This is a genomic window from Neobacillus drentensis (genome assembly GCF_036965645.1).
Lineage (GTDB): Bacteria > Bacillota > Bacilli > Bacillales > Cytobacillaceae > Neobacillus > Neobacillus drentensis_D.
The window spans coordinates 29,242-53,874 of the sequence record NZ_JBALPZ010000091.1 but is presented as its reverse complement, the minus strand read 5'-3'; the positions used below and the strand labels follow the sequence as shown (position 1 = coordinate 53,874).

The following is a 24,633-nucleotide window of genomic DNA, read 5'->3' as shown; positions in this document are numbered from 1 at the left end:
GGGAGCCTCCTCGGCGCAGACTCCTGCGGGGTCTCCCCGCCCCGTACTCCCGCAGCGAGTCTGCGCGCCTTCCGCTCCAATCAGCATGACTAAAGAGTTAAATTTAAAGGAGGATCTATACATATACATAAAAAAACAGGCTGATTTGACTCAATCAGTCTGAATTTGATATGTTTACTCTTTTTTTAATGAATAGGGTTCGAAGGTCTCTAAAACTTCCACATAATGATCTTTGGATATAATTGGGATACCCTGTATTAATTCTTCTTGTTTTGTACTCTCAAGTTTCTTGATATCTATTTGAAAGAATGACTGAATAATGCGTGATTGTCCTGGACGGCCATTAAAAATGGTTAAAACGCCATCCTCTGTGACGCCAAAAAAACCATTTGCTTTTAATAATGGAGAGATATCATCCACTTTTTTTCGAAAAACATAGGTTGACTGGTTTATATTGGTAAGCTGCCATTGGTCATATTTAGCCCAAAAATTCTCCATTTTCCAGCATGTCTCGTGCACAAATTCCTGACTTACTTCCCCATCAAGATAGACTCTTTCTAAGATTACCGTTAAGTTTAGCGGTTCTGTTTTCGGTGTCTGGATATCTTGTGGGGCAGCCAAGCTTGTTGGTATTAGCCCAGGAACCCTAACAATAAACATGAAGAGAATAACAGCAAATACGGCTAATGTGTAACGGTACGTTGCCATCCAAATGACCCTCATGTTACTCACCTCTTAATGTTAATAATTGAACATACTTTACAGTACTAGTTTAGCCTTAATTTGCCTTTTTATCCTGCAGAAAAATTTTGCTTTAGCTCTTCTTTTAACTAGCTATTGATTTCCGCTCCAGGCGCTCGGTTTCCGCGGGCGTGCCGGGAAGCCTCCTCGGCGCATTCGCGCCTGCGGGGTCTCCCCTGCCCCGTACTCCCGCAGGAGTCGAGCACCTTCCGCTCCAATCAACAGAGTAAAAAACAATATTGTTTATAAAGCCTGTAAATAAAGAAAGAGGCTAGCCCGAAAGCTTTGCCTCTTTGCTTGGGGGGAGTATTAATTTCCTCCCTTTTCCCGTTGAAAATCATTATGAATGTTCTTTTGGCGGCCCATTGTTCCCTCGTCCACGATAACCTGGACGTCTTTTCCTTTTGCGTAAGGCTGAACCGCGTTTTTAATAGCCCGTTTCGTTTCAGCTGATCGATCATGGTCATGCAGTGAAACCGAAACAATGACGGTATTGCCATACGCAACAGACCTTACATTCCTAACATTATCAACATTTTCCACTTTGTCTCTAATTTTTGATGTGAAACGATCCTGGAACTCTGGATTCGTTACCACTCCGTTGTTACCATTTTTTGTACTCAAGTGACCATGATAGTTCAGATCACTTGTGCTAAAACGGTTATCACGCTGAAAAAAGTTGCGATCCGTTTTAGCTCTAGGGACCGTTGGATTTTGGGGATTCCCGTTTTCATCTCTAGTTTGCATTTGACTTCTTGTTTTTTCATTGACGGCCTGATCTTCCACGCCCAAATTATGGTCCATGATTTCCGTTACAGCACCATCATTATCCCTTAAGATCTCATAATCGTTATTGGCGTGATTTTCATTGGAATAATAACCGATTGGTCTAGCTATATTATTGCCGCTGCCCGCACGATTATTGTCATTTGTACATCCTGTTACACCTAATAATATGGAGAAAGAAAGAGGAATCATCCACTGCTTTTTGTTCAATCGATAAACCCCCTAGAGTACATTCTGAGCATAGCATTCTGCTCATTTATAGGGTGTTATCTTCCGTCGTAATTCATTCTGATAAAATCATTTCACTTTTTCCTGTAATTGGCTGATAAACTTTTTTCTTAAATGAAATTGATTTATCGTTAAATCCATAACCTGCCTGATTTTAGCCTGATCATGATAGGCTTTTTCCCGGATCAGCCGATTCCATTCTCGAAAAATATCGGCGGGGAAGGCTAAAGCATACAAAAAGGCTTCCTCATCTAAATATTTTCCAATTTCCTTTAAACTTCCCAGTTTCCCCAAGGACCAATCGATAAAGGGAAGAATTCGATTGGCATATTGTAAATAATCAAGTGAGGGCGGGCCAATACTAATAAGGTCAAAATCAATTAAATTCAACTGGCCGTTTTGATCACGGAGAAAGTTATGATGGGCGACATCGCCATGAAGAATAACAACCGGTTCCTTTTGAAAAAAGCGGTGTTTTTTTATCATCCCCTCTAGCGACCAGTTGGCCCATGATAGTAGTTCAGAAATCATGTAATCATCTATAAAATACTTGATGTAGGGAAGATTGCCTGAAAAGACTCGGAGTCTTTCTGTCCATTTATCAATTAATTGACCTTTTGGAAGCAAAGTCCTGTACCGGTTTTCAACTGAAGCGGTAGTCTGGTGGAATTGTTTTATCAAATCAAGCCCTTCTTGACGATTAGGCTGGGTTCGATAGGAAAAAGCTGTTGTATGTGGAGGAATATATTCGATACAGCCAAAATAGGTCCCCTCAAAACAGAGCTGTTCTTTCATCGGTTGGGTTAAAAATATATAGGTTTTCAAAAAACCTTCTTTTCTTAATGTTGCGGTAAAGGCCTCTTGAAGCTTTAATTTTTTATCGGAATGATATCCTTTCATAATGTAGGTATTTTTTTTAGTTTTTAATAAGTAAACAGATTTTCGGACCAGAACCAGCTGAACGATTTTTTCATAAAAATTCGATTGAAAATAAGAGAGGAGACGATTCAAGTAATCATCGTCTCCTTTTTGGCTGCCGGGTGAATTAATTGCTTTCATCACGGTAACCTGGCATACCGTAAGGATTTGTTCCATCTGGTCCCACACCGTAAGGATTCATATATGGCGGGTGTGCAACATTCATAGGTCCTGTATATGGCGCACTGTAAATAGGCGGTGTTGGCGGCACAAAGCTCGCAGGTGCAGGTGCACTTTGCGGAACCATTCCAGCAGGCGGAATACCTCCTCCACCACAGCCGCAGTCATTTAGAGCTCCTGTACCTACAGGCAGACCTTGTGCTGGAGCTGTCGGCATATATGGCATTTGGCCAGCATGTGCATGGAAATCGGAAGATTCGAAATCATGTACCCCCATTACTTGTGGTCCAGGTCCTCCCATTGGATAACCGTATGGTACTGTTCCCATTCCAGGGTTCCCATACATGGCTGGAGCGGCTGGAGTTATTCCTCCTTGGTATGGAGCCGGATACCCTTGTGCCCCTGTCATTGGGCCTGAAGGATTTCCCCCTGGCATACCTCCATATCCTAAAGGCATTTGACCGTACCCTGAAGGCACTCCTCCGTAGCCCATCGGGTTTTGACCATATCCGGCTGGTGTTCCAGTGTATCCAGTTGGCATTTGACCATATCCTGCTGGATCTTCTCCGTAGCCCGTCGGCATTCCCCCATATTCACCTGGCATTTGGGATGGTCCGGCAGGTGCTCCTCCATAGCCCATTGGCATTTGGGCTCCTCCTGCTGGCATACCTCCATAGCCCATTGGCATTTGGGCTCCTCCTGCCGGTACTCCACTATACCCTATTGGAGTTTGACCATAGGCAGCCGGATCCATCATTGGCGTTTGAGGCCCCATTGCAGCTCCAGGATGATAAGCCGGGTTTACAGGCATCTGCGGCATAAAGGATGATGACTCGTCATGGTAAAATTGCCCTGGCATGACGGATGTACCAGCAACAGCCGGATTAAATCCAGGTGTTCCATGAACCATTTCAGGGTATGGCCCATACGCTGCTCCTTGGACCGCCGGATAAGGCATAATAGGCGGCACCGGCATCCCTCCAAATGGAGGGCAGAAGCCAGGCCCTGGCATGACAGGTGTCATCGGTACACAATAATCTTGCAGCGGCTGTGTCTGAATCGGCATCTCTTGTACTGGTGCTGGTGGCAGAACTGGTATTTCTTTCTTTGGTTCTTCTTTGACCTCAGGAAGTATATTGGCAGGTTTAGGAGGAAGCTGTGGCTGGACGGCCATGTTTGTCATGTTGGTCATATAATAGTTGTTAATATCAATTTCTGGAATGACTTGCAGAGGCATTTTTGGAGTAAATGGTGCTTTCGGTGCTTCTTTTATTATTGGCTGTTCTTTTACAATTGGTTGTTCTTTGACAATCGGTTGTTCTTTGACAATCGGCTGTTCTTTTATAATCGGTTTTTCTTTGACAATCGGTTGTTCTTTTATAATCGGTTTTTCTTTGACAATCGGTTGTTCTTTCACAATTGGTTTTTCTTTCACAATTGGTTTTTCTTTTACGATTGGTTGTTCTTTGACAATTGGTGCTTCCTTAATTGGCTGCGGAACTGGCTTTTCTTTGGCAAACGGATGCTCAGCAATCGGCATTTCCTTTTTAGCGCCTATTTTGAATGACGTTTCCGGTTTCTTCCCAATCGGTGCTTCTTTCTTTATGGATCCACCTGTGGTTGGAACTTTAATTTTCATACCGGGCATAATCATATCAGGGTTGCTGAGCTGTGAATTCATCTTTTTCAGCTCTTCAAAATTCACGCCGTACTTCTTGGCGATTTTCCAAAGAGTATCCCCTTTCTGTACGATATGGATCTTCACTCTGATTTCCCTCCTATGGCATAAGTCCATATAGTGTATGTGAAAATGGGCAAAGTGCTAACATTGTTCAAAAAAACTTATGCTTCCTTTTATAAATTTATGAATAAGTCCCCAAAGATATGGCGAGTTTCATTTCGCCGATAAAAGCTCATGTATCGCCGATATGTTAGAAAAAACCGCCGATATGTTGAGACTTACCGCCGATATATTAGAAAAAACCGCCGATATATCATCAATGGATAGAAATTAACCTTTTAATAATAAGAAAAAAAAGATGCAATTAGTTAAATTACATCTTTTTCCCCTGTTTATGAATTTTTTAACATCCTATCTAAGGCTAATTTTGCATTTTCAGTGATTTCTGGTCCCACTTTAATGCTATTGTGAGTTTCTTCTAATGACTCCAAGCTCCAAACTAAATGCGGCAAGTCAATTCGATTCATGGTCAAGCAAGGACACATATGCGGATTTAAGGAAATTATCTGTTTATCTGGATTATCATTGATAATGCGGTTGACAAGATTCATCTCGGTTCCAATCGCCCAGGCTGAACCAGGCTCTGCCTTTTCAATCGCATTAATGATATAACTTGTAGAGCCCGCCATATCAGCTAATTCCACGACCTCCCGGCGGCACTCGGGATGAACGATAATTTTCATATCAGGATATTGAACACGTGTATCGGCGACGTTTTGGACGGTAAAGTTTTCATGAACAGAGCAATGCCCTTTCCATAGAATCACTCTTATGTTTGAAACATCTCCCTCATATTCAAGCGCGTTTGAGATTGGATTCCAAATGGCCATCTCATCTAATCCAATTCCTAAATCAGCTGCCGTATTCCGTCCTAAATGCTGATCAGGTAAAAATAAAATCCGCTCTTTGATTCCTAATGCCCATTTGACCATGGTTTCCGCATTGGAGGAGGTAACAGTGGCGCCCCCATTTTCTCCAACGAACGCTTTAATGGCTGCGGTTGAATTGATATAGGTTAACGGCAGTATGGTGTCGCCGAACAATTCCTGGAGCTTTTCCCAAGCTCTTTCTGTTTGCTGGATATCCGCCATATCAGCCATAGAGCAGCCGGCCCGCATATCAGGAAGTAATACTTTTTGATGATCACTTGTTAAAATATCGGCTGTCTCTGCCATAAAATGCACACCACAAAATACGATGTACTCTGCTTCCTTATTTTCAGCCGATAATTGCGCTAACTTTAAAGAATCTCCGGTTGCATCAGCAAACTGGATTACTTCGTCTTTTTGATAATGATGGCCTGGAATAAATAGTCGTGAGCCGAGCTGTTGTTTTACCTCGATTACACGATTTTCAAGTTCTTCCCGTGACATTTGCTTGTATTTTTCAGGAATCATGACATTCTTTTGTAAAGTCTCTAAAAAGCTCATCCTATTCATCTCCTTTATCCCATATTACTTTTACACTGATATCAAGAGCTTTATAGGAATGAGTCAAAAGCCCAAGAGAAATATAATCTACACCCGTATCACGATAGTCAGCGATGTTCGTTAGTTGGATACCGCCGGAAGCCTCGGTAATGATTCCAGCCGGGACCAGTTTAATAAACTCCTTTATTTCATCAGGTGTTCGGTTATCAAACATAATCACATCTGCACGAGCATTCACTGCTTCAAGCACTTGCTCTTCCGTTTCTACCTCAACCTCCACTTTTACCATATGACCCGCCTTTTTTCGGACCGCTTCCACTGCCTTTGAAATCGAGCCAGCAAACGAGATATGGTTATCCTTAATCATGACTGCATCATATAAACCAAAACGATGATTAAAGCCGCCTCCGCAGCGAACAGCATATTTTTCAAACATTCTTAGGCCTGGTGTGGTTTTTCGGGTATCACACACCTTCGTATGGCCACTATCTAGAGTATGAACCGTTTTTTGCGTTAAGGTGGCGATGCCGCTCATCCTTTGAACTAAATTAAGGACCACCCGCTCCCCTTTTAGTAAATCAGCAATTTTCCCAGAAACACGGGCAAGCTCTTGACCTTTCACGATGGCTTGACCATCGTGAACAAACAGTTCAACAGATAGTTCATGATTTAATAGATGAAATCCGGTTTTAATAATTTCCTCTCCACAAAAGACGCCCTCGTCTTTTGACAGAAAAACAATTTTTCCTGAGGTATCATCCGAAAAAATGAAATCGGTTGTTAAATCTTGTTCGCCAATATCTTCAATAAAAAATTCCTCAAGTTGCGAGCGCAGTTTTAATGAGTTCATTATTTTTCTCCAATCCCCGATTCTTTTTATGTGTAATTGATTTGCGTAACCAATTTTGATTGTCTTCTATCGGATAATCACTTCGATAATGACCGCCGCGGCTTTCTGTCCTTTGTAAGGCTGCCTTGGTAATGAGACTCGCCGTGATCACCATAAAAATCTTTGCTAAGTCTTCTTTCGTACAGGTATCTAACTGAATATGTTCGGCATGGAATTGAGCGAGCCATGCTTGCTGCTTTTTCAAATTGGCCTCATTCCTGACAATCCCAACCCGTTCCATCATGGAATCTTTAATCGGCTGAATATCTGGTAAATCCACCTTTTTAGAAATGACAGCTGCTATAGGAGCACTAAAGTCTAATTCTAAATGCTTTGTTCTCGTGCCATTTATCCATTTTGATAGTTGGTCCCCTTGGTAGAGCCCCTCTAATAAAGAATTGCTAGCCAAGCGGTTGGCACCATGTAAACCTGTACAGGCGGCCTCTCCGATTGCATACAGACCATTAATGGAAGATCGGCCTATTAGGTCCGTTTTAATACCCCCCATTAAAAAATGGCTGCCCGGCGCTACCGGGATTTTCCCGTCCGCTAAACAAATTCCGTTTTCTTCGCAAATAGCCGTTATCGTAGGGAATCTTTTGCTAAATCCTTTTATGCTGCTAATATCTAAATATACTTGTTTCCCTTTTTTTAGAAATTCATAGATTCTCTGTGATACCACATGCCTTGGCCCAAGGTCCTTCATGGGATGAATCCCTTCCATAATAGGGGTGCCGTCCTCGGTCACAAGGATTGCCCCATCACCTCTAACAGCTTCAGAGATTAATCCTTTCGTTTCACCATTGATATACAAAAGGGTCGGATGAAATTGAATAAATTCCATATCGACAATTTCTGCACCTGCTAAGTAGGCCATCGCGATACCATCTCCACATACGGTTTCCGCATTGGATGTATAGGTGAACAACTGCCCACAGCCACCGGAAGCAATGATAATATGGCTGCCATAGAACTTAAGAATCGTACCATCTGCTTGTTTTGCTTTAACACCCATACAGCGAGTTTTTTCGGCGTTTAAAAGTAATTCGTATGCAAAAACATCTTCTTCAATGGTTACATTATTAGGGAGCCTGCTGATTAGATGTTCCATCACGTTTTTACCGGTCGCATCTCCGCCGCCATGGACAATTCGCTTTTCGCAATGGGCTCCTTCCATTCCTAAAAATAATTCATCATTCGAATCTTTATCAAATACATCTCCCTGCAGAGACAGATTTCGGATCAACGATGGGGCCGCATTAATAATTTCCCGGACAGTATCAAGGTTATTATGAAATCTTCCCGCCTCAAGTGTATCCCCGATATGTTTGGATGGGTGGTCATTCGCTCCTATAGCGGCAGCGATGCCGCCTTGGGCAAGATAGGAGTTTGCCGTTCTTAATTTCCCCTTTGTGAGTATCCTCACATTTAAATGATTATTTAATTGAACAGCCAGCTGTAACGCGGCTATTCCACTACCAATAATTACTACATCATCATTTGTCATGGATGACCCTCCTGGCATTAACAGGTGTCTTGACATATATATTTACACAGAATTAAACTAAAAACAAGTACTAAAAAAATAGATTATTGGAGAAATAGGATGAGATATTTTGATTTTGCTGCGACAACTCCATTAGATCAGGATGCCGCTGAGGTTTATGTAAAAGTTGCAACTGAATACTTCGGAAACACCCAAAGTTTGCATGATATCGGCGGGCAAGCTCAACAATTACTGGAAAATTGCCGGGATGAATTGGCAGCTATTTTAGGCATCAATAAAAAGGGATTGTACTTTACAAGCGGCGGATCAGAAGGAAATTTCTTGGCCATTGAGACCCTTTTATCTGCCCCACTAAAAAAAGGCAAGCATATTCTAGCTGGCATGGCAGAACATTCGTCTGTTCACGGGGTTTTAAAACGGCTCCAAAAGGCTGGCTACGAGGTCACCCTCATTCCGTTTACACCAAATGGGTTGATTGACATGGATCTCGTTCTCAGTTCGATTAGACCAGAAACGGTTTTAATTACAGTGCAGCATGTTAACTCGGAAATCGGGACGATTCAGCCTATCGAGGAAATAGCGAAAATAGCCAGTGCAAACAAAATTCATTTCCATAGCGACTTTGTCCAGTCGTTTGGAAAAATAAATGTAAAAAAACTTGCCCCTTTAGTTAGCAGTTTTTCTTTTTCCGGGCACAAAATATATGGGCCAAAAGGAATCGGTGGAGTCTATTTGAACCCAAGTCTTACTTGGGAGCCCTTTTTCCCAGGGGGGTCACATGAGAGCGGCTTTCGGCCTGGAACAGTCAATGTTCCGGCGGTCGCGGCCATGACAGCAGCAGCCCAAAAAATAATCGGACGACTGGAAGAAGATCAAACTAAATTTCAATTGCTTCGAAAGACGTTTATGGAAACTCTGCAGCCTATAAAAGAATGGGTCGACGTTTATCAAGCTGATCGTGATCGCCAGCTTGCCAATATTATTGGGCTGCGGATTCCAGGTATTGAAGGTCAATGGATGATGCTTGAATGTAACAGAGAAGGATTTGCGATTTCAACAGGAAGTGCCTGCCAAATCGGTATGCAAACTCCTGCAAAAGTTACAGAAGCATTAGGATTAGAAAAAGACGAGGCAAAGCAATTTATTCGGATCTCTTTAGGTTCGACCTCGACAATGGAAGAAGTCATTAAGCTTGGGGAAACGATGGTCAGCATTGTGAAATCGTTCAAACGGCTTCCGTGATAGAAAGAAACGAACTGTGCTAGAATAAGGAGATAGATTAAATTTAAAGGAGAGCTTTTATGGCTGAACAAAAGAAAATTTTGGGAGAGGAAAGAAGGTCCTACATTCTCCAGCAGCTGAAAGACAGCCCTGAACCGCTCACCGGCAGTGAACTAGCGGCTAGAACCAATGTGAGCAGACAAGTAATTGTGGGGGATATTACCCTTCTTAAGGCTAAGAATGAACCGATTATTGCCACGAGCCAAGGCTATATTTATTTAAAGTCCAGCACGGGCAATCCGATATTTGAAAGAACGATTGCTTGCAAGCATACACCGGAAAACACAGAGAAAGAATTAAATTTACTTGTAGACCATGGTGTACTCGTAAAAGATGTGAAAATTGAGCACTCCGTCTACGGCGATTTAACCGCATCTATTATGGTTTCTAACCGCCATGAAGTGAAGCAGTTTATGGAAAATATTAAAAACTCGAAGGCAGCCTTATTATCCGAATTAACCGGCGGCTTCCATCTTCATACGATTTCAGCTTCAAGTAATCAAATCTTAGATCAAGCGGAACTAGCCCTCAAAGCAGAGGGATATATTATTGAATAAAAATTTAGAGACCCGATGCAGATGGCACGGGTCTCTTCGTTTATTAATCTAGATTTACCATTACGGATGGATAGCTTCCTAACACTTTAACACCACAGCCAAGTGCTTCAAGCTCGGCTACCGCTCCTGGAATTAGCACATCGTCAAGTTTCATTTCAAGGTCAATGATAAAGAAATAATTGCCAATTCCCGTTTTCATTGGTCTTGATTCAATTTTGGAAAGATTCAATTTTCTCCAGGCAAACGCTGATAATACCTGATGGAGGGCACCTGCTTGGTCAGATGGCAGGGTAACCATTAGGGTTGTTTTATAGTGCGATGATCCGCTAATTTCCTCAAAAGCCAAACCAGTCTCTGATAAAACAAAAAAGCTGGTATGATTAAAATGAAAATCATGAATATCTTTTTGGACAATGGCTAGTCCATACTCTTTAGCTGCAAGTTCATTCGCAATCGCAGCCGCTTTCAGCTCAGGCTGTTCCATAACCATCTTCGCAGCTGCCGCTGTCGACGAGATACTTTCGATGGGTACACCTTTAAAATGGGTATGTAAAAACTTATGACACTGGGCGATGGCATGGGAATGGCTAAATACTTTTGTAACCGACTGCCAATCGTCCTTATTATCAGGATGAACCATTAAATGCTGTTTAATTGGCAGTGTGATTTCCCCCACAATCGGAATATCCACTACATGTGTCAGATAATCTAGTGTGATGTTTACTGAACCTTCAAGGGCATTTTCAACCGGGACGACTGCTAGATCGACTTTTTGGTCAACGATGGCATCTATACTTTCTGGGATTGTATTATACGGTTCCAGTTCAAATCCTCGAAAAACCTTACTGACTGCTAATTCTGTAAATGTTGCCTTTGGTCCCAAATAACCAACCTTCATGACTTTCCCCACTCCTCTGTATTTTTTGCCTGGGTTAAATTAAGTGTTGATCTCCGCTCCAGGCGCGAACGGTTCGCGGGCGGTCCGGGGAGCCTCCTCGGCGCTTGAGCGCCTGCGGGGTCTCCCCTGCCCCGTACTCCCGCAGGAGTCTGCGCGCCTTCCGCTCCAATCAACAACCTTTAAAACTTTTTAAAAAGAAGGCTGAGACCCAGCCCATAGCGGACCTTGTCCACTACGCACCTGTTCCCAGCACTTCCACTTTTTCAACAAATTCAAGTTTTCTTAGTTCCGTCAATAAATCGTCCAGCTTTGTTATGATGTTCGAAGTATTTAATGACAATGTCACATTGGCCCTGCCTTGAAGCGGTATCGTTTGGTGAATGGTCAGGACATTACAGCCTGATGTGGCAACGGCACTTAACAAGTTAGACAATGTACCTGAACGGTCCTCTAAATGAAAGAAGAGGGTAATGATTTTCTCCTTCTGAATTGAAGAAAAAGGAAAAACAGTGTCCCTATATTTATAAAAGGCACTTCTGCTCAAATCCACTCTATGGACCGCTTCCGCAATCGATTCTGCTTTGCCTCTTTCAAGCATTTCTTTTACTTCTATAGTTTTCTTCATCGCTTCGGGCAAGACATCCTCACGGACCAGGTAATACTTTTTATCAAAATTATCCATTTCCTCTACCTCGTTCTTTTACGGAAAACTACTCAATAAACTCAAATTCAAATTCTAACAGCTTCACAATATCCCCATCTTTTGCTCCTCTTTGCCTTAAGGCATCATCAACCCCAAAGCCTCGCAGCTGACGCGCAAAACGGCGAACCGATTCTTCTCTTGAAAAGTCGGTCATCTTAAATAATCGTTCGAGCTTTTCCCCTGAGAGAACATATGAGCCGTCCGGATCTCTTGTAATCGTAAAGGCATCCGGATCTGCCTCATGTTTATATAATACACGATGTACGCCAGTTACCTCTTCCTCTTCATGCTCAAGTGGGAATTCAGGTGTTTCTTCAATCTTATCGGCAACCGCAAATAATAGGTCACGCAGACCTTTTCGTGTTAGGGCCGAAATAGGGAAAATTGGATAATCCTCTTCTAACTGCTCTTTAAACATTTCCAAGTTTTCCTCGGCATCCGGCATATCCATCTTATTCGCTACAATGATTTGCGGACGCTCGGTTAATCTTAGGTTATATTCTTTTAATTCTTTATTGATGGTTACATAATCCTCAAATGGATCTCTGCCTTCTGTTGCGGCCATGTCAATGACGTGGACAATGACTCTAGTCCGTTCAATATGCCGCAGGAACTGATGACCAAGTCCAACCCCTTCACTTGCCCCTTCAATTAATCCCGGAAGGTCGGCCATAACAAAGCTCCGGCCATCTTCTGTTTCTACCATCCCAAGATTAGGTACGATTGTTGTGAAGTGATATTCAGCAATCTTTGGTTTTGCCGATGACACGACAGATAATAATGTCGACTTCCCTACACTTGGGAATCCAACAAGCCCCACATCAGCAAGCAGTTTTAATTCAAGAATGACATCGCGCTCTTGCCCAGGCTCGCCATTCTCAGCAATCTCCGGAGCAGGATTTTGTGGGGTGGCAAACCGAGTGTTTCCCCGTCCGCCGCGGCCGCCCTTGGCAATAATGGCTTGTTGACCATGTTCCACTAAATCAGCAATGACCTCTTTTGTTTCGGCATCGATGACCACCGTTCCAGGTGGAACCTTGACGATCATATCTTGAGAGCCTCTTCCGTGCATTCCCTTGGACATGCCATGTTCCCCGCGCTCTGCTTTAAAATGACGCTTATAACGGAAATCCATTAAGGTACGTAAACCCTCATTAACCTCAAAGACAACATTTGCTCCTTTACCGCCATCACCACCGGCCGGTCCGCCATTTGGTACATATTTCTCACGGCGAAAGGCTACCATTCCATTACCGCCGTCTCCGCCTTTTACATATATCTTAACTTGATCGACAAACATCTAATTCCTCCAGTCTTGCACAATAAATAAATTAATGACTATCACACTGAATTATTTTTCAGCATTGGCATGAATAACTCGAAAGAGAGTTCGGTATCAGTAAATTCCCTGACAGACAACTCAAGTGATTTATCAGATAGGAAAATCTCCATTCGTTCTCTATTACTTATTATCCCGCTAAAATCAAAAAAGAAACGAACACCGTCTGCCTGCGGTTCAATTGTAATCGATAGATTATTTTCTTGAAATGGCTCAATCGCTTGGTTCAAACTTCCAAAAAAGGCAGTAGTCCAATTCGTCATGGCCAGATCATTAATTTTTGATGCCTCGTGATCAAACAGCACCTCATATTCTAATCTAAAGGAAGGATTTTCCCAGTTCGATTTTAAGAGCAGCGCAGCAAATAACGGCATATGTAAATTTGATAATTTTGTTTCATGCTGGGCTTCAATCACGATTTCGTCAATGACTTGTTTGACCCGGTCTATCCGATTAAGGTCCAGGTTCCCCTTTATCAATTGCAGTTTATTTAACCAATCATGTCGTGAGTGCCTTAGCACCTCCACGATATCCCATTCTTTCCCCATATGTACACTCCCACATTTAAGTGTTGACACTGTTTGCTGTTAGTATATCAAAAAAACATACATGAGTAGACTTTTTTGTATAAGAAAAGTTTTTTTAGAGGCAAAAAAGAGCTTTCAAGAAGATTTATGGATGAGGTTCTTTTATGCAAGGCTGTGTTAAATTGTGTTGTTGATTTCTCTCCAGACGCTCAGCGAACCTGCGGGGTCTCCCCTGCCCCGTACTCCCGCAGGAGTCGATCGTCTTCCGCTACAATCAACAAAGTATAATAAACAACCATATCGTTTAACACAGCCTTATGCAAAAAGAAAACTCTAACCAATCAGGTTAGAGTTTTCTGATGTATTTCTTACGCTTCTTGAGCAGCTGCTGGGTATACACTTACTTGTTTGCGGTCACGACCTAAACGTTCGAATTTAACAACGCCGTCGATCTTTGCAAAAAGAGTATCGTCACCACCGCGGCCAACGTTTTCACCTGGGTAAATCTTTGTACCGCGTTGACGGTAAAGGATAGAACCACCAGTTACAAATTGACCGTCTGCACGCTTCGCACCAAGGCGCTTTGCGATAGAGTCACGTCCGTTCTTTGTAGAACCTACTCCCTTTTTAGATGCAAACAACTGAAGATCTAATTTTAATAACATTTCATTCCACCTCCTGCTTTTTGAAGGTTATTTTAATGTGCTCTCCGTACTCTTCTTCTATCGTTCGTAATGAAACAGCCATTCCCTCAAGAAGAAGCTGAACTTTCTCATTGATGTCTTCCGGAAGGTTTTCCGAAATGACACAGCGGAGAAAGCCATCTCCTTGTTCAATCTCTGGAGTGACACCCGTTATGGCATGCACCGCATTAATTGCACCAACGGAAACTGCAGAGGCACCTGCACAGACAATGTCTTGTCCCCGATTGGCAAAAAAAGCATGACCGCTTATTTCAAACGATTGAATCGTGCCGGATTCAGTACGAGTAATCGTAATGTTAATCATCTAATTCCCAACACCTTATGCGTTGATTTTTTCGATGACTACTTTAGTGTAAGGTTGACGATGACCTTGTTTCTTACGGTTGTTTTTCTTCGCTTTGTATTTGAAAACGATGATTTTCTTTTGACGGCCTTGCTTTTCAACTTTAGCTGTAACTGTAGCGCCAGCAACAACAGGGCTGCCAACTTTCACAGTTTCACCGCCAACGAAAAGAACCTTGTCAAAAGTAACTGTTTCACCAGCTTCAACATCTAATTTTTCAATGTAGATAGCTTGGCCTTCTTCGACTTTCAATTGCTTACCGCCAGTTTCGATAATTGCGTACATGAACTGCACCTCCTTATAAACTCAGACTCGCCAAATACAGGCGCTAATGCGTAAAGCAAAAGGCTTACTACCTGCACTGTGCGGTTGTAGCACGGGTGCTACAAACATAACATTAAGATATTAACATAGTTTCCTTGAATGTGTCAATACGAATTTGGGTACTTCATCTGTCACGAATTTTCCTTTTGAGCGAGTTCCTCTGCAGTTCCAAACTGCTTAAGTTGATAATAATAAGGTAAAGACTCCTGAAGTATAAAATATAGTTTGAGATGAAGAAGCTCCTCTAACACCTGTTTGTGGGTCTCATTTGTCCCAAGGAGCGCCTCCTTTACCTCTGGAGTTGTCTCTATGAGAATTGCCTCATAATCTGCACTTCGGTGCTCTAACAGCTCTCTTTCAAGCCGGAAGGAAACCGTTTCAGGACTAAGAATACGTCCTGTGCCCTCGCAGACTGGACATTTAACCTTAAGTGCCTCTGATAAGGCAACCTTTGTCTTTTTCCTTGTCAGCTGCAGGACGCCAAGTTCTGTAAACCCAATGATTTTTGTTCTTTTTTCCTCTTTATTTACCTCGTTCTCCACTGTTTTGATAATGGACTGCTTGTCCTGTTCGCTTTTCATATCAATAAAATCGATGAGAACCATACCGCCAATATCGCGGAGACGAAGCTGTCTGACTATTTCTTTTGCTGCGAGTTGATTGGTTTTGAGGACCGTTTCCTGGTAGTCCTGCTTGCCGGAAAATTTCCCTGTGTTAACATCGATAATCGTTAACGCCTCGGTCTCATCAAAGATCAGATATGCCCCGTGATCAAGCCAAACAATTCTCTTTAGAGCTTTATCAATTTCATGCTCCACTTTGCGGCTTGAAAAAATATTTTCCTTGTCATTGTAATAGATAAGATGAATAGGATCCTTTACGGGTTCGAGTAATTTTTTTATAGCGAGATCGTCAACGATGATTTCTCCCGACTTCATCCTGCCAGCTTGGTTCTTGATCATTTCAGTAAAGGTGTCTTTTTGAAAAAGTAATCCTGGCTTTTTTAAGGCTGAAGCATTTAGTACTAATTCTTGGTATTTTTCTCTTAGGTTATGAAGTTCGGCTGAGATTTCATCTTCGGAACTATAGATGGCCGAGGTCCGGAAGATCATCCCTTCTTCTTCCGTTTTTAGCTTGTTTCCCATTTGCCGCAATCCGATTTGCTTAGATTCATTGGCAATTTTCTTAGATACCGCCACATAACGCCCCTGCGGCATAAAAACGAGGTGATTTCCCTCAATCTCGATGATTCCATTGACCTTTGGACCCTTGGTGCCTGTTGCATCCTTCTCGACCTGCACAAGCATTTTTTCACCTTGATGGACGAAGGAAGTGACGTTTTTTTGTTTTTCTGTTGATTGAACGTACGATGGGAGAGCATTCCGGTTCAAATAAGCATTTTTCTCCTCGCCAATATCGATGAAGGCAGCGTTCATACCGGGTAAGACTTTGGTGATGGTCCCCCAATAAATATTACCGACCAGCGAGCGGTGTTCAGGCCGGTCTATCACAATATTTTCAACACGGTTATCTCTTAGATAAGCAAATCGCTTTTCCCGTGACTGGTAGTTTACAATTAATGTTTCCAATTGAGGCGTCCTCACTTTACAAACTTTCTTCAAATCACAGAAGAAGCGCTCCTAATCCGGGCGCTTCTCTCATTTTTCTTATTATACCCTATTAGTAGGAAAAAAGAAGGTCGCTGATTTTATCCGTCAGACGTTTTTCCGTAAAATAGGCATGTAAGAGCTCGTTTTCATCAAGAGTACCCGTTTCTCTGCCATCTGCTTCCACAATTATCGGATGCTTACAGCCGCGCTGAAATTTTTCGAGGACATGGATGACTAAATCCTCTTCACTCGCCTGAATCGGCTTCAAGTTATCAGGAGTCGCTTTTTTCCCGTAATAGCGCTCAAGTAAAAATCTCATAAAAATATAGCGACGCTGCTTCCACTCATGGTAAAGCGAGAAAAACAAGAAGATGATGACTACCCACACATTCAAATGCAAAGGAGCGGTTAATAAAATAATCACGGAAAACAGGCTTAAACAGAATAAAGAAATTAATATGGTCAATTGATGGGCTCTAGGAAAAGAATCCTTTAAGGAGAGCAGCAAAAATACCAGCTTCCCCCCATCAAGCGGCCAAACTGGGAATAGATTAAACACAAAGATCATCACATTATAATTGATAAAAAGATGAAATAAATCCTCCGGGAACAGTTGCAATGAATATAAAACGTAAGCAAGCCCGACCATCCAGACATGCTGCAGCGGCCCGGCTAACACCACAATCGTCTCTTCCTTTAAAGGACGATTTCCGTGTTCATCCATTTCAGCTACCCCGCCAAATGGAAGCAGCGAGATCTTTTTAATCCTCCAGGAAAAAAAAGAAGCCGCAGCTGCATGCCCCATCTCGTGTATAAAAATAATCCCAAGCAGCATGGAGACCTCAAGGAAATGGGCTGTCGCAATGGATAATGCAATCACAATCCACAACAACGGATGGATTGAAATCAGTCTTAGGAGAGTAATAGCCTTATTCAAAGCGGATCACCTGAATCGGGTCGATAAAGTTATCGTCTTTTTTAATCGCGAAATAATATTGGCCTTTTGTCTTATCTATCCCTGTAGAAGCAGAAACGGTACCGACAACGGTCCTTTTTTCGACATACTCATACAAATTCACCTTAACGTCGTCCAAGTTACCGTACCAGGTTTCGGATTTATCGGCGTGTTGGATAATGACTGTTTTGCCTAACCCTTCTTTTACTCCCGCAAACGTAACCAGTCCATCATTAATGGCCTGAACGGCTGCCCCTTTTCCGGTTTCAATCATGATCCCCTGACCGTTTTTTTGAAAATTTTCAAGAATTTTTCCCATTGCAGGAACGGAAAGATTTTGATTCTCTGCCACCGTTTTTTGATCGGAGGTTTTATCGTCTGTAAAAGGCAGCAGTGCTAATGGTTTGCCGAACTTCTCCTCATACCAATTAGAAACAACCGCAAACTTAAAATCCTTGTCCATTTGACTTGTGACAAAGTCCCTGGCCGGCTCGAGTTTTACCGTATGATTCCGGAATAAAATGGCAACGGCCAAGAAAAGAAGCGCTGAGGCCAAGATCTTAAAAAAGAAAACTTCTTTTTTAAAGAGGGGATGTCCTGGGTCTTCGCCCCCGCTTATAGAGGGACTCATATACTTAAAATCATAATGGTCATCATCACCAGGCCAAGTAATTTGGTGCTCAGGACTTTTTGCATTTGAATTTGAATTTGAATTTGAATTTGCATTTGAATTGGAACCTTGTTCTTTTTTTCTCTTGGCGATTCGCCGCCGTATTTCTTCCGGTGTAGACCGCGCCATACCCATCAACCCTTTTCCTGCTTTTTTGTACAAGTTTATGTGGGAAGAAGAATGAGTATGACAATATTAAAAAGCCTGTCTGCATAAAAGCAGACAGGCTCTCAATTATCTAACACCAAAGAATTTTTTAAGTTTCGTAAAGACACCTTTGTTTGCATCCTCAAGCGGCTGAAGAGGTATGGATTCACCAAGAATTCTTCTGGCAATATTCCGGTAAGCAATCGATGCTTTGCTATTTGGATTTAAGGCAATCGGTTCACCGTGATTGGAGGCTTTAATGACCTCTTCATCGTCGGCCACAATTCCAATCAACTCAATCGATAAATGCTGGGTGATTTCATCAATATCGAGCATATCCCCTGTCTTCATCATATGATTGCGAATTCGGTTAACGACTAATTTAGGCGCTTCCATATTTTTCTGCTTTTCTAAAAGTCCGATAATCCGGTCAGCATCGCGGACGGCGGATACCTCAGGTGTGGTCACGACGATTGCTTTATCAGCACCGGCCACTGCATTTTGAAAGCCCTGTTCAATCCCGGCTGGGCAGTCAATAATAATATAATCATAGTCTTGCTTTAATTCGATCATCAATTCTTTCATTTGTTCCGGCGTTACGGCTGATTTATCAACCGTTTGTGCAGCCGGAAGTAAATATAATAAGCCATCAAAACGTTTATCTTTGACCAAGGCCTGATGGATTTTACATCTTTTTTCTACTACATCCACGAGGTCATAAATAATCCTGTTTTCTAAACCCATTACTACATCCAAATTTCGAAGACCGATGTCTGTATCTACTAAGCATACCTTTTTTCCTTGAAGGGCCAAAGAAGTCCCAATATTAGCAGAAGTAGTGGTTTTACCCACTCCGCCCTTACCGGATGTAATTACGATTGCCTCTCCCACCTTAATGTCCCCCTTCGAATCTGTTTAAATTAGGCCTTAATTTAACTAAAACTTGTAATCTATCAACAATAATCTTCCGGTCTTCATCTATGTAAGCACATTCCATTTCCCGCGGCTCATTGTTTTCATCATGATCCGGTGCACTATTTATTTGATCACTAATCCGGAGCTGCGATGGTTTCATGCTTGAGGCGACAATTACAGCTTCATCATTGCCAAAACAGCCGGCATGAGCAACTCCTTTTAAAGCACCCATTATAAAAATATTTCCACCGGCAATGACGGTCCCGCCAGGGTTCACATCGCCGACTAATAATAAATCTCCAGGAGCTTCTAACACTTGCCCGGAACGAATAATACTTGAAACCGTCATGACCTCATTTTCAATCTTTTGCTGCTTGGCTTCTTCAAGCGTCAAAACATTCGAAACAATTTCATCAACAGCCAGGTTTCTTTTTTGAAGAATTAACTCTTTTAATTCTTCATGCTGCTCTAAGGATAAATAGCGGTTGCCTACATTTACTTTGACAGAAATTAAATTGCGTTCATCCTGTGTCCGGGAGTTTGCTGATAGTTTTTGGTCCAGTTCCTTTTTTAGTTCCTCATAGGAACATGTATCGTCAAGATGAAGGACAAGACCTTCCTTCGTACCCTTTATTGTAACATTTTGCCGCTTTTTCATGGAGAATTTTTCACCTCATAATAAGAAAACAATTTTGAAATAACATCTCAAAGGCTATTCCAAATCAAAAAATACAGACATTTAATAAAAATTCGACATGAGCGCTCTATTCTCCTCTTTTCAAAAGGCTAATTTCGCATAGATAGTTGTTTTTCGATCACCCATATAAAAGAATGCTCCGAGGCATCTTTTCGCGGGTCCATTTTCGAAAAACCATCCGAACGTAGTAAATGACCTATCAAGGTCCAAAGCAACAAAATGTACGAAAAGAGCCTTTCAAAAAGAAAACCTGTTACAGACTATTCAGCCCGCATTGCTTCTGTATGTTTCTCAAACAATCTTTTTAAAGGATATCCAGCAATGATAACAAATACCGCATTTAAGATCACCGTCGGGTAAAAGCGCAGCTTAAGAAAACTCACAAAATTCATATCTGTAACATGAATTAGATAGTCCATTTCATAGACGCCCACTTCTAACAAAGCAATCCCTACAATTGTTATCACAATGGCAACAAAAAAATTATTTTGCAGGATATTCAAAATCTTGGATACAAGATAGGCAACAAACGGAAAAAGGAAAAGGTAAATCCCAATAATTTCGATATAGACAATATCAAATAACAGCCCAAAAATGGCTGCATAAATAAGTCCTTGTTTTTGGCCTACAAAAATCGTTAAAAATAATAATCCAGCAAACAGAAAGTGAGGGGCAATGATTTTACTATGACCAAATAGTTCAGTAGGGGTATATTGAACAAATAAGCTTTCTAAAATAAATAGACACAGAAACAAAAGAGGGAGAAGTAACTTTTTCACGATTACTCCCCCGTCCCGGTCGTTGTATCAGCAGCTTGCGCCATAACTCTTTTCGTAACAATGACCGTCTTAATATCATAAAAATCAGCTCCTGGTTTTACCAAAGCCGTTAGGTTTAATCCATATTGGTCCTGTTTTACTTCGACCACTTTCCCGATCATTAATCCTTTAGGAAAAACATCCCCTAGTCCTGAAGTAATAACGGTTTGCCCTTTTTGAATTTCCGCACCAGACGGAATGGCCTTTACCTGGAGTAATTTTTTCTCGCTATCATAGCCTTCTACTAATCCATATACATTGGTTTTCCCTTGAACAATCGCAGAAATTCGGTTCTTAGGATCCATTGAACTCAACAGCTGAACAGTTGAGCTAAATTGCGTTACACTCTTTACTTTTCCAATTAGGCCGTTGGCTGTGACAACCGCCATGTTTTTCTTAACACCGCTTAATTTACCTTTGTCGATTATAATCATTTCATGCCAACGATCAGGGTTTCTTCCAATCACAGTAGCTGGAAGTGGTTCATAATCTCTCAGGGTCTTCTTCTCACCAAGAACATCACGTAATTCTGCGTTGTCATTCTTCAGCTCTTGAACCTGTGCTTCAAGGCTCGCAAGATCTTCAACTCGTGATTTTAATTCTTTATTCTCTTCGTATGTATTGGTAAGGTCCTGGAGATTTTCAAAAAAGCCTGCTACATAATTAGTAGGCTTTGAAACCAAGGATTGAACCCAGCCGGTGGTATCTTTGACAAATTGCTCCGGCCAGGTTAGTTTGCTTCTCTCCCTTAAAGAAAACCCAATCAATGCCACGAGCACAATAATGCTGACAAGCAAAATAATCAGTCGTTTATTCATAAAGAACTGTGGCATGATTATACACCTCATTTTTCGATATAGATAAGAAAGTATTTTTCTTTTTAAACTCTGTTAAAGTTGATTGTTGATTTCCGCTCCAGACGCTCGCTTTCCGTGGGCGTGCCGGGGAGCCTCCTCGGCGCGTTTGCGCCTGCGGGGTCTCCCCTGCCCCATACTCCCGCAGGAGTCGAGCGCCTTCCGCTCCTATCAACAAAATATTAAAAAATAATAATGTCGTTTAACAGAGCCTTCTTTTAAAAAGTGCTTAGTTAACGAGAATCCCTTGCTTTGTTTTTAAACAGGTGAATATGGTCAAGTGCTTTCCCCGTACCAATGGCCACGCAATCAAGTGGATTTTCTGCAATTAAAACAGGCATTTTCGTTTCTTCACTAATGACCCTGTCCAAATTGCGAAGCAACGCACCTCCGCCTGTTAGAACAATGCCGCGGTCCATAATATCAGCAGCCAGTTCAGGCGGTGTTTTTTCTAACGTATTTTTGACCGCTTCTACAATGGCAGAAACGGTATCATTAAGGGCAGAAGCAATTTCCTTAGCTGTGATTTCAATCGTTTTTGGCAGACCGGTTAATAAATCACGGCCGCGAATCTCCATATTATCGATTCCTTCAGGCGTGCCTGCAGAACCGATTTCCATTTTAATTTGTTCAGCGGTACGTTCCCCAATCATCAAATTATAATTTTTACGGATATAAGAAATAACCGAGTCGTCCATTTCATCGCCAGCCACACGGATCGACTGACTTGTCACAATCCCGCCTAGAGAGATAATCGCTACTTCCGTTGTCCCTCCGCCAATGTCAACGACCATGCTGCCGGTAGGCTCCCAAACAGGCAGGTTAGCACCAATGGCCGCAGCAAATGGCTCTTCAATCGTATAAGCATCTTTTGCCCCAGCTTGTCTTGTTGCGTCAATCACGGCTCTTTCTTCTACAGCCGTTATCCCTGATGGTACACATACCATGACATATGGCTTACCGGAAAAAAGATTATTACTTTTCTGCGCTTGACGAATATGGTATTTCATCATGGTTGCGGTCGTTTCAAAATCCGCGATGACGCCGTCCTTCATCGGCCGCATGGCAACAACGTTCCCCGGTGTCCGTCCAATCATATTTTTTGCGTCGTTCCCAACTGCCACAATACTTTTTGTATCGGTCTGCATGGCTACTACTGATGGCTCACGTAAGACAATGCCTTTTCCTTTTACATAGACGAGGGTGTTGGCGGTTCCCAAGTCAATTCCAAGATCTCTAGGTCTAATTCCAAACATACTGTTGTATCTCCCTTTCTGTTACGAAATGCACAAATTCTATAGGCAGGTAATCACCCTAATTATCATGTCTTTTATCGTACTATTTTACTGGTTACTTTAAAAAACAGTCCTAAAAAATCATACCCAATATTATATCCTAACGTCAAATAATATCCTAGTGTTATAAATATCCTTTTTCCTTTAAACTCACAAACTTGTTTTCGCCGATAATCAAATGATCGAGCAAATCGATGCCGATGATTTTCCCGCACTCTACCAAACGCTTAGTTACTTCAATATCTTCGCGGCTTGGCGTGGGGTCTCCACTGGGGTGATTATGCAGAGCGATAATAGAAGCTGCGGAGCGCTTTAATGCTTCGCGGAAGACTTCCCTCGGATGCACGATCGAGGCATTTAAGCTGCCGATAAACACAGTCTGTTTATGGATGACTTGATTTTTCGTATTTAAAAACAAACAGACGAAATGTTCCTGGGTCAAGAAGCGCATATCATTCATGACATACTTCGCCCCGTCTTCCGGTGAACGGATCACATAACGGTCTGTGTAATTAAGATTGGCAATTCTTCGGCCAATCTCAACCGCCGCAAGAATCTGAATCGCCTTAGCTGCCCCAATCCCTTTGATTTCCGTCATTTCTTCTAACGTCGCACTTTTTAACATGCGCAAACCTTCAAAATGCGTTAAAAGGCGATTGGATAATTGCAGTACTGATTCATCTTTTGTTCCGGTTCGAAGCAAAATCGCAATCAATTCATGATTGGATATGCTTTGCGGCCCATGGTTAACAAACCGCTCTCTTGGCCGTTCATCCTGGGGAAAATCCCTTATCATTAATGAATTTGTGGACATTTCATTTCCTCCCTTTTGAGTGGGAGTTTTCTCTAATATGGCAAAGGGCAGCCTGCCTTCCTCAGTTCCCTTATGGTCCTCGCAACAGGCAGACCAACAACCGCAAAATAGTCTCCATTTATTTTTTTGACAAGCATACTGCCCAGCTGCTGAATCCCGTAGGCACCTGCTTTATCAAACGGTTCGCCGCTTTGCACATAGGCGTAAATCTCATCTTCTGTTAACTCCCAAAACCATACTTCCGTTCTTTCATAAAATTTCTTTGCACCCGTTGGAGTTACAATCGCAACACCTGTGAAAACTTCGTGCTTTCGTCCTGATAATCTTTTTAACATACTGATGGCTTCTGCTTCGTCAGCTGGCTTTCCTAAAATTTGATGATCGATAACCACAACTGTGTCAGAGCCAAGCACAAAGGAATCTTGATTTTTTTGAAAAACGACCTGTGCTTTCCGCTCGGCTAACTCCATAACTACTTCCTCAGGAGAAAGTGATGGGTCAAAGCTTTCATCAACATCACTGCTTGAAATCGCGAATGATAAGTGGAGATTTTCTAGAAGTTCTTTTCGCCGTGGAGAAGAAGAGGCTAAAATGAGGTTTTGCATTCAATCACCTGTCCTTTTGACATTTTGTAATAGGGAGATACATGTTAATCCTATCAGAAATTAAAGAAGCAAACAATTTTAATATCATTAAATTTTGATGATTATTGTCAAATTATGCAAAGAAAAGCGGAAGCGCCTTGGTCAGGGAAAAAAGTAG

General features: G+C 42.0%; 25 protein-coding genes, 1 pseudogene and 1 other annotated feature. Of the genes and pseudogenes, 2 read left to right on the top strand and 24 right to left on the bottom strand.

All coding sequences use genetic code 11. The annotated features are described in order from the left end of the window. Positions 1–174 precede the first annotated feature (174 nt). The 7 genes and pseudogenes from V7266_RS17845 to nadB all read right to left on the bottom strand — a co-directional run bounded on the left by V7266_RS17845 (position 175) and on the right by nadB (position 8,420). Positions 175–723 (bottom strand): intercompartmental signaling factor BofC, encoded by a 549-nt coding sequence (locus tag V7266_RS17845; RefSeq protein ID WP_335469585.1) that lies wholly within the window; start codon positions 721–723, stop codon positions 175–177. Positions 724–1,050: 327 nt separating this feature from the next. Further along, positions 1,051–1,737, bottom strand: a complete 687-nt coding sequence (locus V7266_RS17840; RefSeq protein ID WP_335469583.1) for a YhcN/YlaJ family sporulation lipoprotein — start codon at positions 1,735–1,737, stop codon at positions 1,051–1,053. An 87-nt stretch (positions 1,738–1,824) separates the two neighbouring features. After that, positions 1,825–2,850, bottom strand: a complete 1,026-nt coding sequence (locus V7266_RS17835; protein ID WP_335469582.1) for an aminoglycoside phosphotransferase family protein — start codon at positions 2,848–2,850, stop codon at positions 1,825–1,827. Between the two features lie 1,621 nt (positions 2,851–4,471). Beyond that, positions 4,472–4,618 (bottom strand): annotated as a pseudogene (gene safA / locus V7266_RS30780) (SafA/ExsA family spore coat assembly protein); the annotation flags it as partial. A 308-nt stretch (positions 4,619–4,926) separates the two neighbouring features. Continuing rightward, on the bottom strand, positions 4,927–6,024 hold the full coding sequence (gene nadA, locus V7266_RS17825; protein WP_335469580.1) for a quinolinate synthase NadA: 1,098 nt from the start codon (positions 6,022–6,024) through the stop codon (positions 4,927–4,929). 1 nt (position 6,025) lies between these two features. Then, positions 6,026–6,874 carry a carboxylating nicotinate-nucleotide diphosphorylase gene (nadC, locus tag V7266_RS17820; protein WP_335469578.1) on the bottom strand — a complete coding sequence of 283 codons (849 nt, stop codon included), beginning with the start codon at positions 6,872–6,874 and terminating at the stop codon, positions 6,026–6,028. After that, positions 6,843–8,420, bottom strand: a complete 1,578-nt coding sequence (nadB, locus tag V7266_RS17815) for an L-aspartate oxidase (protein WP_335469575.1) — start codon at positions 8,418–8,420, stop codon at positions 6,843–6,845. The genes nadC and nadB overlap by 32 nt, the downstream gene beginning before the upstream one ends. A 99-nt stretch (positions 8,421–8,519) precedes the next feature. Here nadB and V7266_RS17810 point away from each other — a divergent pair, with 99 nt between their 5' ends. Continuing rightward, positions 8,520–9,662, top strand: coding sequence for an IscS subfamily cysteine desulfurase (locus V7266_RS17810; RefSeq protein WP_335469573.1), 1,143 nt, complete (start codon positions 8,520–8,522; stop codon positions 9,660–9,662). 59 nt (positions 9,663–9,721) lie between these two features. Beyond that, the gene (locus V7266_RS17805; RefSeq protein ID WP_335469571.1) at positions 9,722–10,258 is read left to right on the top strand and encodes a transcription repressor NadR; all 537 of its coding nucleotides are present in this window, start codon (positions 9,722–9,724) and stop codon (positions 10,256–10,258) included. A gap of 43 nt (positions 10,259–10,301) precedes the next feature. Here V7266_RS17805 and pheA read toward each other — a convergent pair whose 3' ends face one another. From pheA to V7266_RS17720, 17 genes are all read right to left on the bottom strand, one after another. Further along, positions 10,302–11,156, bottom strand: a complete 855-nt coding sequence (gene pheA, locus V7266_RS17800) for a prephenate dehydratase (RefSeq protein ID WP_335469569.1) — start codon at positions 11,154–11,156, stop codon at positions 10,302–10,304. Positions 11,157–11,388: 232 nt separating this feature from the next. Continuing rightward, positions 11,389–11,838 (bottom strand): ACT domain-containing protein, encoded by a 450-nt coding sequence (locus tag V7266_RS17795; RefSeq protein ID WP_335469568.1) that lies wholly within the window; start codon positions 11,836–11,838, stop codon positions 11,389–11,391. 28 nt (positions 11,839–11,866) lie between these two features. Continuing rightward, the gene (gene obgE / locus V7266_RS17790) at positions 11,867–13,159 is read right to left on the bottom strand and encodes a GTPase ObgE (protein WP_335469567.1); all 1,293 of its coding nucleotides are present in this window, start codon (positions 13,157–13,159) and stop codon (positions 11,867–11,869) included. A gap of 41 nt (positions 13,160–13,200) precedes the next feature. Continuing rightward, on the bottom strand, positions 13,201–13,746 hold the full coding sequence (locus V7266_RS17785; RefSeq protein WP_335469566.1) for a Spo0B C-terminal domain-containing protein: 546 nt from the start codon (positions 13,744–13,746) through the stop codon (positions 13,201–13,203). Between the two features lie 347 nt (positions 13,747–14,093). Continuing rightward, a complete protein-coding gene (rpmA, locus tag V7266_RS17780; protein ID WP_098529850.1) occupies positions 14,094–14,390 on the bottom strand; it encodes a 50S ribosomal protein L27 in 297 nt (98 codons plus the stop codon). A 1-nt stretch (position 14,391) separates the two neighbouring features. Continuing rightward, positions 14,392–14,733, bottom strand: coding sequence for a ribosomal-processing cysteine protease Prp (locus V7266_RS17775; protein ID WP_335469565.1), 342 nt, complete (start codon positions 14,731–14,733; stop codon positions 14,392–14,394). 15 nt (positions 14,734–14,748) lie between these two features. Then, positions 14,749–15,057 carry a 50S ribosomal protein L21 gene (rplU, locus tag V7266_RS17770; RefSeq protein ID WP_098529848.1) on the bottom strand — a complete coding sequence of 103 codons (309 nt, stop codon included), beginning with the start codon at positions 15,055–15,057 and terminating at the stop codon, positions 14,749–14,751. Positions 15,058–15,070: 13 nt separating this feature from the next. Beyond that, positions 15,071–15,153, bottom strand: a sequence feature (ribosomal protein L21 leader region). 74 nt (positions 15,154–15,227) lie between these two features. Next, the gene (locus V7266_RS17765; protein ID WP_335469564.1) at positions 15,228–16,685 is read right to left on the bottom strand and encodes an Rne/Rng family ribonuclease; all 1,458 of its coding nucleotides are present in this window, start codon (positions 16,683–16,685) and stop codon (positions 15,228–15,230) included. A 91-nt stretch (positions 16,686–16,776) separates the two neighbouring features. Beyond that, positions 16,777–17,643 (bottom strand): M50 family metallopeptidase, encoded by an 867-nt coding sequence (locus V7266_RS17760; protein WP_335469563.1) that lies wholly within the window; start codon positions 17,641–17,643, stop codon positions 16,777–16,779. Then, a complete protein-coding gene (locus tag V7266_RS17755; RefSeq protein ID WP_420491442.1) occupies positions 17,636–18,460 on the bottom strand; it encodes a peptidoglycan DD-metalloendopeptidase family protein in 825 nt (274 codons plus the stop codon). Before V7266_RS17755 ends, V7266_RS17760 begins: the two co-directional genes overlap by 8 nt. Before the next feature lie 105 nt (positions 18,461–18,565). Then, positions 18,566–19,369: a septum site-determining protein MinD gene (gene minD, locus V7266_RS17750; protein ID WP_335469561.1), complete on the bottom strand. Its 804-nt coding sequence runs from the start codon at positions 19,367–19,369 to the stop codon at positions 18,566–18,568. Position 19,370: 1 nt separating this feature from the next. Beyond that, entirely contained in the window at positions 19,371–20,051 is a 681-nt protein-coding gene (gene minC, locus V7266_RS17745; protein WP_335469560.1) for a septum site-determining protein MinC, read from the bottom strand. Between the two features lie 299 nt (positions 20,052–20,350). Continuing rightward, complete coding sequence (gene mreD, locus V7266_RS17740; protein ID WP_335469559.1) at positions 20,351–20,869, bottom strand: rod shape-determining protein MreD; 519 nt, start codon at positions 20,867–20,869, stop codon at positions 20,351–20,353. Between the two features lie 2 nt (positions 20,870–20,871). Next, complete coding sequence (mreC, locus tag V7266_RS17735; RefSeq protein WP_335469558.1) at positions 20,872–21,741, bottom strand: rod shape-determining protein MreC; 870 nt, start codon at positions 21,739–21,741, stop codon at positions 20,872–20,874. 254 nt (positions 21,742–21,995) lie between these two features. Then, positions 21,996–23,018, bottom strand: coding sequence for a rod shape-determining protein (locus V7266_RS17730; protein ID WP_335469556.1), 1,023 nt, complete (start codon positions 23,016–23,018; stop codon positions 21,996–21,998). A gap of 163 nt (positions 23,019–23,181) precedes the next feature. Beyond that, on the bottom strand, positions 23,182–23,871 hold the full coding sequence (radC, locus tag V7266_RS17725) for a RadC family protein (protein WP_335469555.1): 690 nt from the start codon (positions 23,869–23,871) through the stop codon (positions 23,182–23,184). 32 nt (positions 23,872–23,903) lie between these two features. Continuing rightward, the gene (locus V7266_RS17720) at positions 23,904–24,476 is read right to left on the bottom strand and encodes a Maf family protein (RefSeq protein ID WP_335469554.1); all 573 of its coding nucleotides are present in this window, start codon (positions 24,474–24,476) and stop codon (positions 23,904–23,906) included. Positions 24,477–24,633 lie beyond the last annotated feature (157 nt).

Coding starts and splice junctions, on each gene's coding strand:
- V7266_RS17845 (WP_335469585.1), bottom strand. CDS start 723: ATGAGGGTCATTTGGATGGCAACGTACCGTTACACATTAGCCGTATTT.
- V7266_RS17835 (WP_335469582.1), bottom strand. CDS start 2,850: ATGGAACAAATCCTTACGGTATGCCAGGTTACCGTGATGAAAGCAATT.
- nadA (WP_335469580.1), bottom strand. CDS start 6,024: ATGAGCTTTTTAGAGACTTTACAAAAGAATGTCATGATTCCTGAAAAA.
- nadC (WP_335469578.1), bottom strand. CDS start 6,874: ATGAACTCATTAAAACTGCGCTCGCAACTTGAGGAATTTTTTATTGAA.
- nadB (WP_335469575.1), bottom strand. CDS start 8,420: ATGACAAATGATGATGTAGTAATTATTGGTAGTGGAATAGCCGCGTTA.
- V7266_RS17810 (WP_335469573.1), top strand. CDS start 8,520: ATGAGATATTTTGATTTTGCTGCGACAACTCCATTAGATCAGGATGCC.
- V7266_RS17805 (WP_335469571.1), top strand. CDS start 9,722: ATGGCTGAACAAAAGAAAATTTTGGGAGAGGAAAGAAGGTCCTACATT.
- pheA (WP_335469569.1), bottom strand. CDS start 11,156: ATGAAGGTTGGTTATTTGGGACCAAAGGCAACATTTACAGAATTAGCA.
- V7266_RS17795 (WP_335469568.1), bottom strand. CDS start 11,838: ATGGATAATTTTGATAAAAAGTATTACCTGGTCCGTGAGGATGTCTTG.
- obgE (WP_335469567.1), bottom strand. CDS start 13,159: ATGTTTGTCGATCAAGTTAAGATATATGTAAAAGGCGGAGACGGCGGT.
- V7266_RS17785 (WP_335469566.1), bottom strand. CDS start 13,746: ATGGGGAAAGAATGGGATATCGTGGAGGTGCTAAGGCACTCACGACAT.
- rpmA (WP_098529850.1), bottom strand. CDS start 14,390: ATGTTATTAAAATTAGATCTTCAGTTGTTTGCATCTAAAAAGGGAGTA.
- V7266_RS17775 (WP_335469565.1), bottom strand. CDS start 14,733: ATGATTAACATTACGATTACTCGTACTGAATCCGGCACGATTCAATCG.
- rplU (WP_098529848.1), bottom strand. CDS start 15,057: ATGTACGCAATTATCGAAACTGGCGGTAAGCAATTGAAAGTCGAAGAA.
- V7266_RS17755 (WP_420491442.1), bottom strand. CDS start 18,460: ATGGCGCGGTCTACACCGGAAGAAATACGGCGGCGAATCGCCAAGAGA.
- minC (WP_335469560.1), bottom strand. CDS start 20,051: ATGAAAAAGCGGCAAAATGTTACAATAAAGGGTACGAAGGAAGGTCTT.
- mreC (WP_335469558.1), bottom strand. CDS start 21,741: ATGCCACAGTTCTTTATGAATAAACGACTGATTATTTTGCTTGTCAGC.
- V7266_RS17730 (WP_335469556.1), bottom strand. CDS start 23,018: ATGTTTGGAATTAGACCTAGAGATCTTGGAATTGACTTGGGAACCGCC.
- radC (WP_335469555.1), bottom strand. CDS start 23,871: ATGTCCACAAATTCATTAATGATAAGGGATTTTCCCCAGGATGAACGG.
- V7266_RS17720 (WP_335469554.1), bottom strand. CDS start 24,476: ATGCAAAACCTCATTTTAGCCTCTTCTTCTCCACGGCGAAAAGAACTT.